Source organism: Nereida ignava (assembly GCF_001049735.1).
Taxonomy (GTDB): domain Bacteria; phylum Pseudomonadota; class Alphaproteobacteria; order Rhodobacterales; family Rhodobacteraceae; genus Nereida; species Nereida ignava.
Genome location: NZ_CVPC01000007.1, coordinates 48660 through 68064, shown reverse-complemented (window position 1 = coordinate 68064; position 19405 = coordinate 48660). Strand labels below are relative to the sequence as shown.

Here is a 19405-nt window from a genome sequence, read left to right as displayed (position 1 = left end):
GTTTATGGCGCGAAGAAGGGCTGAAGCTGCCAGAGCGGCATAAGAAACGAAGGCGGCTGTATCACAAAGACAGTTCGGTCATCCGTTTGCGCCCAATGCATCCCAATCATGTTTGGGCAATTGATTTTGTTCACGACAAGCTGAGTAACGGGCGCAGCTACAAGATGCTGACCGTCTTAGATGAGTTTACCCGCCAAGCTCTTTGCGTTGAGGTGCAAGACAAGATGAACTCAGATGATGTTTTGCGTGTCATACATCGTTTGCTGATGAAATACGGAAAGCCTGAATGCATTCGATCTGACAATGGCGGGGAGTTCGTAGCTGAACACCTTCAAAAATGGCTCAGAAAGGTTGGCGTCAAACCAATCCAAATCTACCCAGGCAGTCCTTGGGAAAACGGTTACAATGAACGGTTCAACGGTATTCTTCGCCAAGAAGTCTTAAACGCTGAATGGTTCCACAGCATCAAACAGGCTCAGGTCGCAATCAATATTTGGCTCAAAGAATACAATCACATCAGGCCCCATCATGCACTCGGAATGCGACCTCCCATGCCAGAAACCTTATTAGAGAAATCCAAAATTAGTGGCACTGAAATTGGGGGCTAGACACAGATGCCTTCCGTTTCCGGAGGCGCATTGGAGGACATACCTTGGAGGAGGAAAATCCATGAAATTCGCAACTTTCACCGCAGCTGCCCTGTGTGCTGCCATCGCGCTGCCCGTATCCGCTCAGGATCGTGACGGATGGCCAAACAGCCTGACAATCGGCACCGGTAGCCAGGGCGGCACATACTTTACTTATGGCAGCGGTTTCGGCGCCATGATCAGCGAAGCGCTTGATCTGAACGCCGGCGTTGAAATCACCGGTGGCCCTGTTCAGAACGTCACGCTGGTTGAGACAGGCGAGCATCAAATGGGTTTCGTAACCCTCGGGCCCGCTGACGAAGCCCGCCGTGGCGAAAGCCCGCTGATGCCAGGCGTGCCACATGAAAATGTGCGTGCACTATTCCCGATGTACCAGACACCGCTGCAGGCGGCCGTCCTTGCCAGCTCTGACATCATGAGCTTTCAGGACATGGCTGGGCAGCGCGTTGGTGTTGGCCCGGCTGGCGGCACATCTGCAACCTACTGGACACGCTTCTTTGAAAACGCCGAAGGCTACGACGGCGTGAACATTTCCAACGCAGGTGGTTCGGATACAGCTGGTCAGCTGAAAGACGGCCTGATCGATGCCTTCGTTTACGCGGCTGGCCTTCCAACAGGTGCCTATGCGCAGCTGGCTGTCGAGAACGACGTGCGCTTCATCTCTATGGATGAGGAAACGCTGGACCAGATGATGGAAATCGTGCCTGCTATGGCGCCGTTCACAATTCCGGCGGACACCTATGAGGATCAGCCAGAGGACCTCCAGACTGTATCCCTGTGGAACTTCGCCATCGCCCATCAGGACATGCCTGAAAGCCTGGCCTATGAGATCACAGCACTGGCCATGGAAAACCACGACCGTATGGTTCAAAACCACGCCGCCGCCCGTGAGACCCTGGCAGAAAACGTCGTGAAGAACGCGGTTGTTCCCTTCCACCCCGGTGCTGTGCGCTGGTTCGAAGAGAACGGCTATGAGATCTCTGACGAACTGAAATAAGCGGATTACGATCTGATTTTGACGCGGGCGGTTGAACTTGTTCCCGCCCGCGTTTTTCTTTCAACCCCTTTCTCGGGCAGTCATAAAATGAAAAAACCCCAAGACACCGCCATCCGGACCCGCGTTGACCCCACGCTTTCTGTCATCGAGCAGGAGACTGCCAAGGCGAATGTTGATGAAGAGGCTTTGACCAGCAATCAAAGGGATCTTCAAGGAAAACGTAACATGGTCGTCGCGGTTCTGTGCGTTGCCTATTCGGTCTTTCACCTCCTCGTTATGAACGTCTACCCGCTTGAGACTTGGGCCTACCGCCTGAGCCATGTCGGTGGTGGCCTGTTTCTTGGGTTTCTGTTGTTCGGTGCGACGGCGCTGTCAGGGTCCACTGCGCAAAATACGCGCAACCCGCTGTCGCTTGGCCTTTTGGCCCTGTCTGCAGCAGGTATTCTGTATGCCGCTGTTGCAGTGGGAGCGATCTGGATCAATGGCCGTGTCATGGGCAACGCCCTTCCGCCAGCTTGGGCGATGTCGACGTTTGGCATCCCGTTGGTGTTGGGTTCTGTTCTGGCGGTATTGCATGGATGGTTTTTCCCGCAGCGGGATCGGCGCCAGTTCGCCCTTGCGGACATCCTTCTGGCCGTGGCCGCCGTTGTCGCCACCGCCTACCTGATCTTCTTTGCCCGTCAACTTCAGCTACGCGCCGGTATGCCTATGGCACTGCCTGGCGATATGTGGGCGGCTGTAACCGGCGTAATATTGATTATCGAGCTGACACGACGTTTGGCCGGTATGGCCTTGGTCATCATTGCCGGTGTCTTCGTGGCCTATGCCTTCCTTGGCCCTTGGTTGCCCGGTATCTTTGAGCACCGTGGCTACGACGCCAAACGCTTCTTTTCCTATATCTACACCGACAACGGGATCCTCGGCGCGCCGATTGCGATTTCGTCGACCTATATCATCCTGTTCGTGATCTTTGCGGCCTTCCTGCAAACCACCCGTGTTGGTGAATACTTCGTCAACCTCGCCTTTGCAGCCGCCGGTCACAAACGCGGCGGCCCTGCCAAAGTGGCAATCTTTGCATCCGGCCTGATGGGCATGATCAACGGCACATCCGCGGGCAACGTGGTGGCCACAGGGTCGCTGACGATCCCAATGATGAAAAGGGTCGGCTACAAGCCCCAGACCGCAGCGTCGGTCGAGGCTGCGGCCTCGACTGGTGGGCAAATCATGCCGCCGATCATGGGCGCAGGTGCGTTCATCATGGCTGAAATCACCGGTATTTCGTACATGGCGATTGTTTCCGCTGCGATCATCCCCGCCGCGCTGTATTTCATCTCGGTTTACTTCATGATCGATCTGGCCGCGCAAAAGGCGAACCTGAAAGGCCTGCCGCGGGACCAACTGCCAAAGTTCGGCGTGCTGGTGCGTCAAATCTATCTGCTGACGCCGATCATCGTTCTGATTTCTGCACTCTTTGCGGGCTATTCCGTCATTCGCTGCGGCACACTCGCGATGATGACAGCGGCGGTTGTGTCGTGGCTGACACCGCATAAAATGGGGCCAAAGCAGCTTTTCCACGCGCTGGACAATGGCGCGCGGATGGTTCTGCAACTGGTCGCGGTTTGTGCAACGGCCGGCATCATCGTCGGGGTCATCGCCCTGACAGGGATCGGGTCGCGGTTCTCGACAGTCTTGTTGACGCTTGCGGATCAAAGCCAGCTTCTGGCGCTGTTCTTTGCGATGGTGGTGTCCATCGTGTTGGGGATGGGGATGCCAACGACAGCCGCCTACGCTGTTGCGGCCAGTGTCATCGCACCTGGTGTGGTAAACCTTGGCGTCGAACCGCTGATCGCGCACCTGTTCATCTTCTACTTTGCAGTCATGTCAGCCATCACGCCTCCTGTGGCTTTGGCGGCCTATGCGGGATCCGCGCTGGCTGGGTCAGACCCTGTCAAAACCAGTGTTGAAAGCTTCAAGATCGGTCTTGCGGCCTTCGTAGTGCCCTACATGTTCTTCTATTCTCCGGCGATGCTGCTGCAGGGCAGCTGGATTGAAATCATCCACATCGCTATTACGGCTGTGATTGGTGTCTATCTGCTCTCGTGCGCCGTGCAGGGGTGGCTTGTGGGGCACGCCAGTGCCGCTGTCCGCGCCCTTGTGCTGGTCGCAGGGCTGTTCATGATCGCAGGTGGATGGATGACAGACGCTATCGGCCTGGGCCTCGCAATCCTGCTGGTTGTCTACCAAAAGCGTGGTGCGGCCTCAAACGCGACGACGTGATAAAGAAAGACTACGGAGGCAGCCAGCAGGGCAACTGCGGCTGCCTCTATTTGTGAACGGCCATGGCTCTGGCAACCTTAGGGGGGCAATTCTGGGCGACGAAACCGCCGCGGCCTAGCTTGCATCAACGTCTCCATCGCCGCATGATTGAGCTGCCGGTACCGCCACATTCGGCAGGCAGGCCATAGCAACAGCCCACTCGCCGCGTAGCGGCGAACGACCGCTTTCCGCCCCACCTACTGATAGATGCGTGTTTGGTGTAGGTTGCGAAAACAGTGTCCAAATCGAGCTCCCGCAACCAACGATAACCGACACCCCGCCCGTAATACGGCGGGGTTCGTCGTTTGTAGGTCCCGATAACTCCAAGATCGCGGCCAATTCTCTATATAACTGAATCACATGGCCATCTGGGGCATCGTCGTCAGGGTGTAGGCGCACCTCGGCAACCAAACTGCGAAGAAGCTCGATGGCTTCGACCTTCGTAGCCTCATCGTCAACGCTGCTAGCCAAAGTTTTGATCTTGCCACGGTAAACGTTCGCAAGGGCGGGATGGAGAATAATGGGCTCTTCTGCGGCGGCTTGCGCAAGCATAGTGTCTAGCTCTGCTTTGCGCGCCTCCAATGTGTCCATCTTTCCCTTCATTGATGCATGGAACATGCCATTGCTGATGGCTTCCAACATAACACGCAAAGCCTGAAGGCCGTGGGAAATGCTTGGGGTGAAGCTCTGAAACTGATCGAGAGTGGATAAACGTTGACTGGGCAGAGCCTTCGAAAGGCAGTGGCTATCTTGGCTCTTGCACCCAACTGCAAACCAACAGGCGCACAGCGTTACGGGGCCACACGCACGCGAAACGCTAAACCTGCCTTGGCTCCCGGTGCAAAACTTCCGCTGCATTGCCATTCCAAGTCACCAGAATAACCTGCTGTGTTTGCGCCAGACGTTGCGATGCTACACGTCACATCGAGGCCTAACGACACGGGGCTTTCAATCGCCTCGCTTAACGATGTGTAGGGGGGAGTGCGGTCAAATATCGCGATATCGGACGCAGACAAAGTCCCGATGTTCTCAACGGTAATCTTATACTCAAGCACATCACCGCTGGCGGCACTGTTTTGGGTTGATACAGCGGTGTTGGCTGTCACGTTGCGGACCGTTTTTGTAAGCCGCAGTGTGCTTTGTTGCGTTTCGATTGTGATGCGATCGGTGTTTGAAGCACTTTGTGTAACGCCTGTGTTGCCGTAGGTTGTTACGGCTGAGACCTGAAAGGGTGCGCTTGCCCCATTTGGAGCGCCGGATCCGCTGGTGACGCGGGCGACTAAGCAAATTTCGGTATCTGGGTTAATCGGTTGTGATGCGGTGATTGGTTCTTCTGGTGTGCCATCGCAATTTGCATCGCTGAATAGTGCCACGCTGACCGGACTGTTGGGTGAGATATCCACATCAAATACTACGGTGCCTGACGCATCGGCGGTGTAACGGTGGGAGAGGTTTATCACTTGGCCAGGCCACATCGCTGCTTGCTGATCACTGGCCAGTGTTGCGCTACGAATGAACCCGATGTCGAGGTTTAGATAGGATGTACCAGCAGCAGGTCGAAAGCTATAAATGCCGTCACGTGTGTTTTGGTCATTCAGCTCCGGCAGGCCGTTCGTGTTGTTCGACACGATCAAAAAGCCAGTCTCTGCGGTGCTGCTGATCCCAATCATCTCTGTGTAGCCATCCGGTAAAGTTAGTGACCAATTCCCATCCGCGTCCACTTCAGGCGTGTCGATCAATGCTCCTGATGCGTCAAATATGCTTACTTGCCCAATCTGTCCGCCCAATTCACCGCCACTTTGTTGCCCATCAAAGGCCGTCGCGTTTGACCCGTTATCAATGAACAGGGTTCCGGAAATCACTGCACCTGTGCCGACATAAGACACAGTTGCGCTTGCCTCGTCGTCATCGGCAATGTTGTCGGACAAATCATCAACTGTGGGACCTGTGCTTGGATCACTGTCTGGATCGGGCAGGTCAGAATTGATGATCTCGGCGATATTTGTATGTTCTCCCGTTGCGTTCATTGTGGCGCGAATGGTTAACGTTTGACTTGTGCCCGCAGCCAGTTCGCCGACTTGCCAGAGCCCTGTGTCGGCAGCAAAGCTTTGCGTGCCATCGGCCAAGGCGTGCGATTGATAGGTGTAGCCAGAAGGCAGAAGCTCAAGCACTTGCACACCGGTTGCGGTATCTGGTCCTGCGTTTGACACGACCAGTTCGAAATCAATTTCTGTTCCCGCGGTCGCCTCGGTAATGACTGCGCTGGTTGATGCGGACAGGGCGCGTTTCGTGATAGACAGGTCTGCCGAAGGGGGTTGAACCGAAAAGCCGAAATTCTGCTCACTCGTATCCGTATCAATGCTGACGGATACGGCGCGCAATGGATTGTCTGTTGAAGGCGAAAGGTCTGCGGGTATCTCTGGGTCAGACGGGTCCACTTTGATGAGGTACGTTGTGAGTGTGCTAAGTGCTGCAAAGCTGTAGGCGCCGTTGGCGTCCGTTTCAGTTGTGCCTAACTCAATATCATCGGTCTCGTCCTGCGGTGTGCCTTTGTCATCAAAGAGTGTGATCAGAATACCCGCAGGCAACAGCGTCTCACCGGTGGTAAAGATATCATCGCCGTTTCCATCTTCGAACAATTTGCCTGAAATGGACCCTTGGGGTGTGACAAATACGATTTCGTAGTCCTCTACCTCACCGTCTGTTGCATTTGCATTGGTGCCAAGTTGTTGGGTGCTTGAGTAGCGAAAGCGCGCGAACGTGGTTTGTAAGCTGCTGTCTGCTGGAACCGATACTGACAAGCTGATGTCGCCATCGCCATCGGTGTCTTGCAGATCATCAGAGATAACTTCATCGGCGTCGAACTGTCCGTTTCCGTCCCAATCAAGCCACGCCATCAAATAGCCGTTGCCCGTTGTCGGTTCTGTCACGTTTACGGAAATCGTGGCGGTCTGGCCTTTTGTCAGCACTGGAATGCTGACCCCATCTTCATCATCGTTTCCGTCTTGGTCGTCACCCAAAGCCGAAGGGCTGCTGATGTGCTGTTGCTCACCATCAGCTGGAATTTGCCCCATAAACAACGCTGGCGATAATCCGTGCGATGGTGTGCCATATGCGTTGATGTTGGTGCCGTCCGGCGCGGTACCCGAGATGGGGCAGTCGCCAAAATCATCACAGGTATCGGACAACCCAAACGCAGTGGCTTCTCCGCCGCCAATCGTAATACCCAAGCCTGCAAGGATCGGGTCAACGGCTTGGCCAAGTGCAGCCGTTAGACTGTCATCCACAACTTCACTGATCGTTGTTGAAAGAGCGGTCTCTAGTAGGACCTCAACCGCATCAAGTGAGCCACCGCCGGGTAGCTCAAGATCAACTTGCAGGTTGTTTGTAATTGCATTGACCACCCGCTCTGTTGCGTCCACAGGCACGTCCAGTTCTTCGGTCTGCGGGTAGGGCCCTGTGAAGTCTAGTGTGCCGGAGCCGAAAGACACCGTTTCACCGTTAGATGAGGCAGAGATTGATGTGGGAATTATTGTTTCGGGCACCAAAGGCGGAAGGCCTGCCAACGTAACTTCGGCTCCGGCGATTGTTGACGGGCCAATATCTGACGCGGTGATGACGCGGTCGCGATTGAAGTACACACTGTCATCAATCTCGCCGAGGTATGCGTTTACAACCCCCGGTGTCATTGTGACCTGCGCAGTTTGGTTGGCCGCATCCACATCAGTGACGGTGCCATCAGCCTCGCCCACCTCGATGTAAAATGACACTTCAGGCGGCTCTATTTCAAGAGCCGCTAGCCCAACATCGATGGACTGGGGCGCGTTTTCTAAGGTGACATCGATCTTTGTGCGGATAGCAGCGGAACGAAAAGTTGTGCCTTCGGGGCCGCATACAAGTTGTGGAGGTTCGGTAACCTGTACGTAAGTTCTAACCTCACCAAGGCTGACAATGTTTGCTACAATTGGCGTGGGCGTGGTTACACCATATTCGGCATTGTAAAGTTGTGCGCTTCCGCTGATCAAATCCAAAGTCGAAATGTTCGCGTCTGATAATTCATCGTCAGTCGTGTCGAGCACCAGAAAATCACTTAGCAAGACACCATCTGATAGGCCGCTTGCATTGCTCGCAAGTGCCCGAAGGGCTGTGCCCGCTGCAGGGTCCCCGTTGGTTTCAGCCGCGTTTGCGGCAGCAGTAAAAATTTCGGATAGGGTTGCCTCTGAATTAAGTGCTTCATCTGCCGAATTTGTGCCCGTCACGTTTTCCAGTTCTGCAACGAAGTCGTTGATCGGAACCTGCGAGCCAACAAGATCAAGGCGCACATCATCAAGGCCAAGGTTCACCCCAATAAGACTGGAGAGCATTTGATCGGTGAACTGCAGACCTGATGTTACGTCGTTCAACATTGATGAGCTGGCTGAGATGCAAAGTTCATCACATCCGTCACTTCCGCTGGTTTGGGCGACAACCGGTGGGGCCAATAGCCAAAGCCCAATCGCGAGGGTGACGGCTGCTATGTGGATTGTGATGTTGGTCATATTCTTGCCTTGAAGCACGGTGTTTCAAAAACAAGATATGACGCCCAGTGGCCCGCAACGTGACGCATACTGGGCATCACGCAATGCGTAAGAATGGCGGGCTACCCATTCGGATAGTGGGTTCTATGTAGCAACTTTCGGGGACTGCCCCAGCGTGTTGTTCCACGCATCAAATGTGTCGGCTGCGATGCTTTCGAGTTGCTTTACCAAGCCTAGCGCGTCTTGTGCGTTCCCTGTTTTGCAAGCTGTTTCGATGTCTTGCAGAACGCTGTGTAGGTGCTTTGCCCCCAGCATACCGCAGGATCCGGCCATAGAATGCGCGTAGGTCTCGATGCCCGCCAAATCTTGCGTCGCTTGAATTTCATCAATTTGTGTTTTGAATTGGGTCTTCAAAAGGTCAAGCCTGTCCATGAACGTGTCGTGCCCCAGCATCGCGATCAACTCGTTGACTTGGGCAACATCTACAAGGCTATCGGATGTGTGTGGCAGGCTTTCGGATGCGCTGTGTTGGTCTTTTCTCGCGCCAAGCAGACAGGCGTCCAGCTCTTTCAGGTTGATAGGTTTCGCCAAAAATCCTGTCATGCCAGCATCAGTAAAGGCGGTCCGCTCTTGTGGTAGGGCATGCGCGGTAACGGCGATAATATGCGTGTTTTGATTTGGCCCGCGTGACGCGCGTATCCGCTGGGTGGCTTGGGTGCCGCTCACACCCGGCATGGAAATGTCCATCAAGATCGCATCAAAGCGGTGCTCTAGCGAGATGTTCACCGCCTGCTGCCCGCCTGTCGCGTAGCACACTTTATGGCCAAGCCGTTCCAGCATCGCGCCAAGCAGATCGCGGTTAATCTCATTATCGTCGACCACCAACAGGCTTTGGCGGTTTTTGCTGCTCTCATATGAGGTTGTCTGTTGCGCGTTGTTTGTTGTGGCGGGGGCGGCTTCCTGCATCGGGAGGATCACTTGGAAGTGGGTGCCTACGCCAAGGGTGGATTTACAGGTAATTTCACCGCCCAAATTGGTGACGAAACGTTGTACAATCCCAAGGCCCAATCCGGTGCCATTTGTGCGGCGCTCATAGCTGCTGTCCAGAGAAACGAAGTCATCAAAAATGCGCTTTACGTCATCTTCTGCGATGCCAATTCCAGTGTCCGTTACATCGAATATAAGCGTGCCGTTTTCCTTGGAATAGGATGTCTCAAGCTTCACAGAACCGCTTGGCGTAAACTTGATCGCGTTGCTCAACAGATTGACGATGATCTGCTGGATGGCTCGTTGATCCGTCAAAAAGAACTGCTGGCCGGCCTCTGGCTGAACCAACTCAATCGCTGTTTGATTGTCGCGGGCGAGGGGTTGCAGCGTGGCGACCAGGCTGTTGGTCAGTGCTGCAATATCGCAAGGTGTTGGCTCTGGGTTCTTGCGCTTTTCGGCGCTTTCAACAGCCAGAACATCGTTAATATGCCCCATCAAAATATCGCCCGATGTCAGTGCCGCCCCAACGTAAGACCGTTGTTTGCAGTTCAGCTCACTGCCTTCCAGCATTTGCAGCGCAGACAGCACACCGTTCAGGGGTGTGCGCATTTCATGGCTCATCATCGCAAAGAACCGAGAGCGTTCACGGTTTGCGCTAAGTGCATCATCACGGCTGCTGATTAGTTCGGCCTTTTGTGCCTTTTGATCGGTGATATTGCGCACATAGCAGATGAAAAACGCATGAGATCCCGCATGGGCGATGGAGGCGGTCATTTCCGCAGGAAAGGCGTGACCATCTTGGTGCATCATGTTGAGCTCTTGGCGGCCTTTTTCGGCAAAGGTCGTTTTGCCGGTCTGCCGGTAGTTTGCCATGGCGGCATAAAACATTTTGCTTTCTTCGGCGGGCAGCAACAGGTCAAAGAAGCTTTGGCCGATTGCTTGGTCACGGGTAAAGCCAAACACGTCTTCGGCAGATTGGCTGAAGTCGATGATGATTGCGTTTTCATCGGTGACAACTACCCCATCAAGCGAGCCGCGCAGGGTTGCCGAAAGACGCTGATCCCTTTCCTCGGCCAGTTGGGTTGTGGTGTTGAGGGTTTTGGCTTGTCGCAAAAGCCCCACGATCATTGCGATAAAGACGATGATCATTGAGCTGACCGAGATGATCAAAATCTCGATAAGGTTGATAATTTTCTCACGCTCGCGCTGTCCGGCTTTGGCTTCATGGCTGACGAAATCAAGCCCGATCTTGCGGGGCAGTGGACGCACGGTTTCCAGTGTTTCTGCCAACTGGTCCAATTGCCCAAAGAGTTGTGCGTCAGTGCCATCAATCAGTGGAACCTGCGCATCTAAAACTGCTTGCAGCTTCAGCAGATCAGCGTTGAACTGACCGGCCTGCGAACCAAACCGCAGGGGCAAAGTGCGGCTGTAGAAGATATCAAAACGCTTGCGAACATCCTCAATATCTTCGGGGCCACCCGCGAGCGCGTCATCAACGGCGTCTTGTAGTTTGAGGTATTCAATTTCGAGCTGTGCAGCCATGTATTCTTGCTGGCCTTGTTTCGCGACACCAAGATTATCGACGTAGGTCCACACAGAATACGACAGGTAGCTGATCGCGATACACCCAACAATGATGGCAATCGAAATGGTGCCAAACGCCCAACGGAACAATTTGGTAGCGACGGATAGCGGGAGTGAGCTCATGCGGGGTGCCGTTCTTTATTGGGTAATCAAGCGATCAAGCTGCCAGATCGAGCGCGAGTAGACAGTTTCGGTCTGATAGCTTTTCTTGTCGTCATAGGGGTACACAATCCACAGCGGGCCTTTGCGCCGCCTGCTCATTTCCGCCCCGTTTTGCTTGTATGCAATGATTGGCCCGTCAGAAACAGCATCGGCCACAGGGATATCGACCGCATAATCGTTCACGGCAATGGCGCGTAACTGACCGCTTGAAATGTTGATGCTATCGAGCAAATCCTTAAGGCGTACACCTTCAAAACTCTGGACCCCATGTGTCCAGATGGTCTCAGTTTCAAATGTGACCGGTGTAAAGGCTTTGATGTCTTGAAGGGTTAAGCGGTACTCACGCTCGCCTTTTTCGATCGACAAGACCACGCCTGTTGTTTCGGCTTGTACCACTGCCGGAGCGGCGCTGATGAGCATCAGCAGGCTAAGGCAAAAGGTAAGTATGCAAATTTTGTCACTTTTGCGCCGTCTGATCGCACGGGCGTCATCCGCCGTATCGATGAAAAGCGGGTGACAAGCATTGAGGCAAATGTGGCGCCCGGCTTTTTGGTGAATGATCAAGTGATTGCCCTGACGACCGCATTGGCAGAGGCAGAATTGCCCGACGGTGTTGAGTTCAGCTTTGCTGGTGAGGCAGAAGACCAACAGGAAAGCATGATCTTTCTTGCGTCTGCGTTCGCTGCTGCAATCTTCTTGATGTTTGTCATTCTGGTGCTGCAGTTCAACAACTTCTTCCAAGCCTTTGTTGTTATGTCGGCAATTATTTTCTCAATTGCCGGGGTGCTGCTTGGACTGATTATCACGGGGCGCCCGTTTGGCGTTGTGATGGGCGGTATCGGCGTGATCGCGTTGGCGGGGATCGTCGTGAATAACAATATTGTTTTGATCGACACATATAATGACCTCAAAAAGCTGGGCCAATCGCCTTTGGAGGCGGCATTGCGGACGGGCGCACAGCGTTTAAGGCCGGTTATTTTGACCTCGGTGACGACTGCCTTGGGGTTGATGCCAATGGTGATCGGGCTGAACCTGAATTTCTTCACCCGAGAGATCGTGTATGGCGCACCATCGACGCAGTGGTGGACCGAGCTGTCATCGGCGATTGCGGGCGGGTTGGTCGTTGCAACTGTGCTCACCCTCGTGGTGACACCTGCAATGCTGATGCTTGGTGAGAAACGGCGGCAAGGATAGTGTGCTGATCATATGTAGGGGTAAAAATTTATTGCGCCTGCGCGTGCCTGCGGTACCGTAGCCGATGAACGAAACTTACGGCCGATGCGGGAGGCGTGATGTCTTTGACCTCAATTTTGGAACCGGCGCGTGAAACCCCTGTGGTTCACAAAACGGACGTGCTTGTTGTGGGCTCTGGCCCCGCTGGTTTGGCCGCGGCGCTTGCGGCTGCAAGATGCGGTGTAGAAGTGACCTTGTTGGAGCGCTTTGGCTGTTTTGGCGGCAACATTACTGTCGTCGGCGTCGAAGGGTTTGCTTGGTACCGCCACGAGCAAACCGTAGAAGCGAACGGTATCGGTCGCGAGTTTGAAGAGCGCGCCAAATCAATGGGTGCTGCTGTGCCTGAAAGCCAATCGCTCAGCTATGAGTTAGACAGCGAGGGGTTTAAGCTTGTCGCTGATCGCCTTGTCGAGGAGGCAGGTATTCACCCGATGCTGCACCGGCAGTTTGTAGCGCCCATCATAACCGATGGCGCTGTTTCAGGGGTGATTGTGGAATCGAAAGCGGGGCGTGAAGCGATATTGGCCAAGCGCATTATTGATGCCACAGGCGACGCTGATGTTGCGGCCCGAGCTGGCTGCGCAACGGTAAAAACACCCGTCGAAGAGATGCAGGCCGCCAGCGTCATGTTCCATTTGGCTGGTGTGGATAAGACCAAGTTTATGGAGGGCGTCCGCAGTAATCCGCAGACCTATAAAGACTGGTCCTCGGGCGAGTGGGAAGTTGAAACGGACGGCAAAGAAGACACGATGTTTTCCCCGTTTCTGGGCAAGCCGTTTGAGCAGGCGATCCGCGACGGTGTGATCCCTGCGCATTTGAACACAATTGGTGGCACGTGGGGCGCGGTGCACGACAGTGGTGAGATGACCTACATGAACCTTATTCATCTGGCGGGCTGCGATGGCACGGACCCCGACAGCATGACACAGTTCGAAATCGAAGGCCGCAAACAGGCGATGCACGCGATTGACGCGCTTCGCCTGTATACGCCCGGCTGTGATGGCGTGCGGCTGCGGAACTTTGGAATGTCGATCGGCATCCGCGACACGCGCAAAATTGATGCGGTGTATAATATGACCGAACAAGATGTGCGCGGAGAGGCTAGATTTGAGGACAGTATCGGCATCTATCCAGAGTTCATCGATGGTTATGGCATTTTGATTTTGCCGACGACGGGGCGGTACATGCATATCCCCTATCGTTCGATGCTGCCAAAGGGCGTGAAGAACCTGATTTTGGCAGGACGGGCCACAGGCGGAGATCGTATTTCCCACGCGGCGACCCGAAACATGGCGTGCTGCGCGGTGCAGGGCCAGGGGGCGGGTGTTGCGGCTGCGTGGTCTGTGAAGAACAAAGTTGCTTTTGAGGATGTTGATATCCAAGCCATCCAGAAGGTGATTGAAGGGCAAGGGGTGCGCATCCATTGATCTGGTGTGCTTGGTTGGTTTCGATGGCTGGAAAGCTGTAAATGGCCGTTAGTGAAAATCGCGTGATTTGGGGATGACACACGCGTCACGTGGATGACCATGTGGCGGGCTAGGTAGCGCTTTTTTGATCTCGTCAGCGTGGGCAAGTGTCGTAACGATTGTGTCATCAGACAAGCGGTCTAGTGCATCGCTTCGATCTTCTAAGTGGTGGGCGACCAAGTGGATTACGCCATCTGCGCGTTGCACGATACCAGTCACATCAATCACGCGCGCGTTCATGATTACTTTGCGGAATGCCTCCATCATCTTTGGCCAAATCACTAAATTAGCGACCCCAAGTTCGTCTTCTACGGTTATGAAGCACACTCCTTTTGCACTACCCGGGCGTTGACGGATCAGAACAATGCCAGCCAGCTTTACTCGTTGGCCGTTTCGCATGTGGTCAAGTGATTTGGTCGTTGTGTACCCTTGCTTGGTCATGCTTTTGCGTAAGAAGGCCATTGGGTGCGCCTTCAGGGACAATCGGGTGGTCTGGTAATCTGCAACGACATGCTCGCAAAGGGGCATTTGAGGTAGAGTAAACTGTACTTCACCACCTTCGTCTGGCTTGTCTTGAAATAGTGGTAAATCGGGTGCGTCTTGAAGGGCGCGAGCGTCCCAGAGAGCTTGCCGCCTATCTAGTTGCATTGAGCGCAGAGCATCCGCTGCCGCTAATTTACGGATTGTCCCTGCATCAAGGTGGGCGCGTTTTTTGATATCAAGCAAATCTGTGAAAGGCATATGGCGTGCCTGCATAATTCGGTGGGCCATGTCCTGCCGCATTCCGTCAATTTGGCGTAGGCCAAGGCGCACGGCAAAAGTGCTTTTGCTTTTCCCTATGCTTAGGGGCTCTAGAGTATTGTCCCAATCGCTGTAATTTACATCGGGCGGGTGGACCGTAACGCCATGCTCGCGGGCGTCTCGGACAATCTGAGCGGGTGCATAAAAGCCCATAGGTTGTGAGTTTAGTAGAGCGGTGCAAAAAACGTCTGGATAATGACATTTGATCCAACTCGAAACATAAACAAGATGAGCAAAGCTTGCGGCGTGACTTTCTGGAAATCCGTAATCGCCGAACCCTTTGATCTGATGAAAACAGCGGTTTGCAAAGTCTGGATCATAACCGCGCCTGATCATGCGTCCGACCATTTTTTCTTCTAGTGCACCAATCGTGCCGCGTGATCTAAACGTAGCCATTGCCTTGCGTAGCTGATTTGCCTCATCTGGCGAGAATTCAGCTGCCACCATGGCCACTTTCATAGCTTGCTCCTGAAAGATCGGCACGCCTTTAGTTCGATGCAGAACTTTTTTCAGTTCATCTGGGTCATGGGGCGCGGCAGGGGACGGGTATTCCTCGGGCTCTTTGCCGCTACGCCTGCGTAAATATGGATGCACCATGTCGCCTTGGATTGGGCCAGGTCGGACAATCGCAACTTGAATGACTAGGTCGTAAAACTCGCGCGGCTTGAGCCTCGGCAGCATGTTCATTTGCGCCCTGCTTTCAACCTGAAATACTCCAAGGCTGTCGCCTTTGCACAGCATATCATAGACTGCTTCGTCGTCTTGTTTGACTGTAGCAAGGGTAACTTCGCGCCCATGATATACTTTGATCAGATCAAAGGCCTTTCGAATGCAGGTCAGCATTCCAAGCGCTAGCACATCTACCTTAAGGATGCGTAACTCCTCTATGTCGTCTTTGTCCCACTCAATAAAACTTCGGTCTGGCATTGCACCATTTCCGATGGGCACTGTGTGGCTTAGCGGGCTTTCGGTTAGAATGAAGCCGCCCACGTGCTGGCCGAGGTGGCGGGGCATTCCAATCATTTGATCTGCAATTTTAATTGTACGTGCGAGCAAAGGATCACTTAAATCAAGCCCGGCTTGTTTTGCTTCACGGGCACCCACTTCACGCCCCCATGATCCCCAAATTGTTTTGGAAAGCGCGGATGTGATGTCTTCGGACAGTCCCATGATCTTCCCCACTTCGCGCACGGCTATGCGGGGGCGGTAGTGAATTACAGTAGCACACAGGGCTGCGCGATTGCGGCCATAGGTGTCATAGATATGCTGAATGACTTCTTCGCGCCGTTCGTGCTCAAAATCTACGTCGATGTCTGGGGGCTCTTTACGCTCTTCGCTTATGAACCGTTCAAACAGCATATCATTGGTTGCCGGATCAACTGCCGTTATACCAAGGACGTAACATACCGCAGAGTTGGCGGCAGACCCACGCCCTTGGCACAAGATGGGCGGTTTGCATTTATACCGTGCGAAATTCACAATATTTTGGATGGTCAGGAAATACTGCGCAATATCCAGCTTGGCGATGAGCGCCAACTCTTTGTGTAGAGTGGCAGTAACAGTCGTGGGAACGCCTTCGGGGTAGCGCCAGCGAGCGCCGTCCCATGTCTGTTTCTCAAGGTGTTCTTGGGCTGTACGTCCGTGTGGCACAGTTTCTTTTGGGTATTCATAGGATAATTCCCGCAGATCGAAGTGGCACGCATCTGCAACCTCACGCGTGGCTCGCAATGCATGAGGCCACTGCGCAAAAAGCGTTTCCATTTGCGCAGGTGATTTCAAATGACGTTCTGCATTCGCCTGCAATAGAAAACCCACTCTATGAATGGTTGTCTTGTGTAAAATGCAGGTCATGACATCTTGCAGCGGACGTCGCTCGGGGGCGTGGTACTGAACATCGTTGGTGGCCAGAATAGATAACCCGTTGGCGCGGGCAATTTGATCAAGATGGTTGATCCGCGCGCGGTCATTACCGCGGTAAAGATAGCTGGCTGCGATATATTTCATACTTGGTAGGGCGCGTTGCAAGCGAGGCAGTCCGGCGCTGAAATGATCAATGTTTTCGTTTGGAATTACGATCAGTTGTACGTCTTGGCTGTGGCTGGCCAAATCGTCCAAAGTGATATCGCATGCGCCTTTGGCTTGCCATGCGCCGTCTGTCATTTGCATTTTGCCTTTGGAGAGTAGCGCGCACAGCCTGCCATACGCGGCACGATTGCGTGGGTAGGCGAGGAATGTTTCGCCTGTGACCAATTGTAAACGGCACCCGATGACAGGCGTGACTTGAGCTTTGCGAGCCTCCGCATGTAACCGCACAACACCAGCCATTGTATTAAGGTCTGCGCAGCCAAGTTTGTCATAACCTAATGCATTAGCGGTCACCGCAAGATCAACTGCATCCGAAGCGCCGCGTAAAAACGAAAAACAGGTGCTTATCCCAAGCTCTACAAAAGGGCTGGGAGGGTTTTTAATAAAGCCTTCTTCATCTTCAATTGTGCGCTTCTCATGCTGATGATCATTTTGGGGCATTAGGCAAACATCCCATGGATGAACCAGCGCGGATCACCGCCGCGCCCATCTTCATGCAGGCCCTCACGATAGAGCCAGATGCGGCGCCCTGTTTGATCCTCAATCTTGAAGTAATCGCGCAAACGTGTACCGGGTCGGTCCTTCCACCACTCTGGAGCAATGCGTTCAGGCCCAGCATAACGTGTGACGCGGTGGTTTTTTCTGCGCCATATAAATTGTGCGGGGGGCCCTTCGGGTACAGCGTAAAGGACATGCACTTCTTCGGGTATATCCAACAGCCTGATCGGGCGTTCTTTTATCAATTCAGCAGTTTGGGGCGGCGGAGCGCCGAAATTGCTTATACGTCGCTGAGCACGCTCGGGGACATGACTTTCATACACCACCGGATACGACACTGATCGCGGACCAAATTTGGCGGTAAGCCGGTCCAAAAGTTGTGTCAGCTGTAGATCACTGTGTGCTTCACCTCCTAATTGGGTTTGCACTATTTGGATCGCTTCAACGCCACCTGCTGTAAGTGTGATCAGGTCAAAGCCAAACCCCGGGTTTATGCGCTCAAGCTTGTCTCGAAACAGGCTGTGTAAATGGACCGGATCACGGGTACTGGCTGCGGTGGCGACATCTATGTGGCTGACATCGCCATCGGTTCTGTAAACTGTCAAATTTAGATAGCGACACCCCATTCCTGCGTTCTGCAGTGCGTCACAGAGATTGTCGCACAGTTGTGGTAAATAGGGCGCGGGGTCGAATATTGGTTCTGGGAGCCGGCTTTGTGCGGAAAAACGCGGTTTTGCTTCAACGCTTGCTACTGGTTCTGCAAGCTTACCCAAGGCCTGATCCAAGCGCACTAGTGGGTTAGCGGTTAGGGCTGCTTTGACAAATCTGCGCGCCAAAGAGAGGCGAGGCACATTCATAAGTGCCCCGATTGTTTTGAGCCCAAGACGTTGCAGAAGCAGTACTGTTTCTGCACTCAGCCGAAGACCACTTACGGACAAAGGGCTAAGTCTTTGTGCGATTTCACCTTCTGTACATATGCTGCGCACGGTGCCAAAGCGCGCCAATGCCCACGCGGCCCCTTGGGTTGGTGCAATTGCGAGACGTGATGTTAACCCAAGTAGTGAGAACTGCGTTTCCATTTCGATCAACATCGCATCTTCGTCGCCGAAAAGATGTGCGGATCCCGTTGTATCCAAGATCAGCCCATCTGCGCCATCGCTCGCGGTCCACGGACACCAACGCCGCGCCCAGAGTACAAGCCGTTCTAGGGCAGCTTTGTCCCCTTCTCGGTCGGCGTATTCTGTTTGTAACTCAGGGCAAATTGCCCTCATGTCGACGACGCGTGCACCGATTTGAACGCCCATGGTTCGTGCGGTGCGATTAGTAGCATGAATCACAGGGCCATGGGTTCCCTCAACGATTAGGGTCAATGGTATGTCATCAGCCGGTGAGTTGCCTTGCCGTTCCATCACGCGCTCCCACCTCTCTATTGCGAGGTAGGGGAAGTGGATCGACACAATCCGTCGTCCGGTCATAAGTGACCGTCCATTTGGCAGGCCGTGCGTGATGCGCGCGAAACAAGTCGAGAGACCAGCGCGGCATACCTGGTGCCTGTTGATCGTGAGGATGAAGCGCAGAGGGGGCCGAGCCAATGCGCCAGCGCGCGCGTGCAGCACTCAGGTTCGGGGTTGCTGCATGGCGGATCAGCCAGCACGGCACATTTGATGCCTCTGAGCGGAGCGCGAGCCGTTTTGTAGCCGTGAAATCTACTGCGTTTGGGTCGCCCCAAAGCTCTCCGATGACCGCTGCGAGTGTGTGGCATCGCAAGCTGTTTTCTAGGGTCCACAACACATCGACGGGGCGGGATAGATTGATGGTAATGATGGCTCGCCCCGCACCAATACCTGCAAGATAGGGCCGTCCCGTTTCGCGTGCTGACAGGTGATCTTGCACCCATAGGATAGGAGCATGGGTGCGCGGCAAACATGAAAGGACATACGCCAGCGCCGCGGCGTCTGTGGCCGTTTCTGGGAAAACTTCCGATAAAGTATGACGGACTGGCCCGGCTTGCTGCGGGTGAGAAAACTTTTTCTTTTGAAGAAATATCGGCTCCATACACGGCACTTTGATTCCCAAATGTTCTTACTTTGTTCTACACTTCAGAAAGGCATG

General features: G+C 54.0%; 11 protein-coding genes and 1 pseudogene. 5 read left to right on the top strand and 7 right to left on the bottom strand.

All coding sequences use genetic code 11. The features are described from left to right. The 3 genes from NIG5292_RS08265 to NIG5292_RS08255 all read left to right on the top strand — a co-directional run. Nucleotides 1-608, top strand: a 608-nt coding sequence (locus NIG5292_RS08265) for an IS3 family transposase (RefSeq protein WP_048599063.1), incomplete at its 5' end; no start/stop codon positions are given. A 61-nt stretch (nt 609-669) separates the two neighbouring features. Further along, nucleotides 670-1644, top strand: a complete 975-nt coding sequence (locus tag NIG5292_RS08260; RefSeq protein WP_048599058.1) for a TAXI family TRAP transporter solute-binding subunit — start codon at nt 670-672, stop codon at nt 1642-1644. An 87-nt stretch (nt 1645-1731) separates the two neighbouring features. Then, the gene (locus tag NIG5292_RS08255) at nt 1732-3921 is read left to right on the top strand and encodes a TRAP transporter permease (protein ID WP_048599062.1); all 2190 of its coding nucleotides are present in this window, start codon (nt 1732-1734) and stop codon (nt 3919-3921) included. Nucleotides 3922-4035: 114 nt separating this feature from the next. Here NIG5292_RS08255 and NIG5292_RS08250 read toward each other — a convergent pair whose 3' ends face one another. From NIG5292_RS08250 to NIG5292_RS08235, 4 genes are all read right to left on the bottom strand, one after another. Then, nucleotides 4036-4602 carry a hypothetical protein gene (locus tag NIG5292_RS08250; protein WP_048599057.1) on the bottom strand — a complete coding sequence of 189 codons (567 nt, stop codon included), beginning with the start codon at nt 4600-4602 and terminating at the stop codon, nt 4036-4038. A 149-nt stretch (nt 4603-4751) separates the two neighbouring features. Next, nucleotides 4752-8498 (bottom strand): GEVED domain-containing protein, encoded by a 3747-nt coding sequence (locus NIG5292_RS08245; protein ID WP_048599056.1) that lies wholly within the window; start codon nt 8496-8498, stop codon nt 4752-4754. A 123-nt stretch (nt 8499-8621) separates the two neighbouring features. After that, nucleotides 8622-11171, bottom strand: a complete 2550-nt coding sequence (locus tag NIG5292_RS08240; RefSeq protein ID WP_048599055.1) for a hybrid sensor histidine kinase/response regulator — start codon at nt 11169-11171, stop codon at nt 8622-8624. A gap of 15 nt (nt 11172-11186) precedes the next feature. Then, entirely contained in the window at nt 11187-11630 is a 444-nt protein-coding gene (locus tag NIG5292_RS08235; RefSeq protein ID WP_048599054.1) for a putative pterin-binding protein, read from the bottom strand. Between the two features lie 27 nt (nt 11631-11657). On the opposite strand from NIG5292_RS08235, the pseudogene NIG5292_RS08230 reads away from it, so the two are divergent. Both NIG5292_RS08230 and NIG5292_RS08225 read left to right on the top strand, forming a co-directional pair. Continuing rightward, a pseudogene (locus NIG5292_RS08230) lies at nt 11658-12404 on the top strand (efflux RND transporter permease subunit); the annotation flags it as partial. Between the two features lie 98 nt (nt 12405-12502). Then, nucleotides 12503-13870 (top strand): FAD-dependent oxidoreductase, encoded by a 1368-nt coding sequence (locus NIG5292_RS08225; protein ID WP_048599052.1) that lies wholly within the window; start codon nt 12503-12505, stop codon nt 13868-13870. 48 nt (nt 13871-13918) lie between these two features. On the opposite strand, the gene NIG5292_RS08220 is transcribed toward NIG5292_RS08225, so the two are convergent. From NIG5292_RS08220 to NIG5292_RS08210, 3 genes are read right to left on the bottom strand one after another with little or no spacing between them, the layout of a single operon-like run. Continuing rightward, nucleotides 13919-17236, bottom strand: coding sequence for an error-prone DNA polymerase (locus tag NIG5292_RS08220; RefSeq protein WP_048599051.1), 3318 nt, complete (start codon nt 17234-17236; stop codon nt 13919-13921). Continuing rightward, nucleotides 17236-18768, bottom strand: coding sequence for a Y-family DNA polymerase (locus NIG5292_RS08215; protein WP_048599050.1), 1533 nt, complete (start codon nt 18766-18768; stop codon nt 17236-17238). Before NIG5292_RS08215 ends, NIG5292_RS08220 begins: the two co-directional genes overlap by 1 nt. Further along, a complete protein-coding gene (locus NIG5292_RS08210; RefSeq protein ID WP_048599049.1) occupies nt 18674-19348 on the bottom strand; it encodes an ImuA family protein in 675 nt (224 codons plus the stop codon). Before NIG5292_RS08210 ends, NIG5292_RS08215 begins: the two co-directional genes overlap by 95 nt. Nucleotides 19349-19405 lie beyond the last annotated feature (57 nt).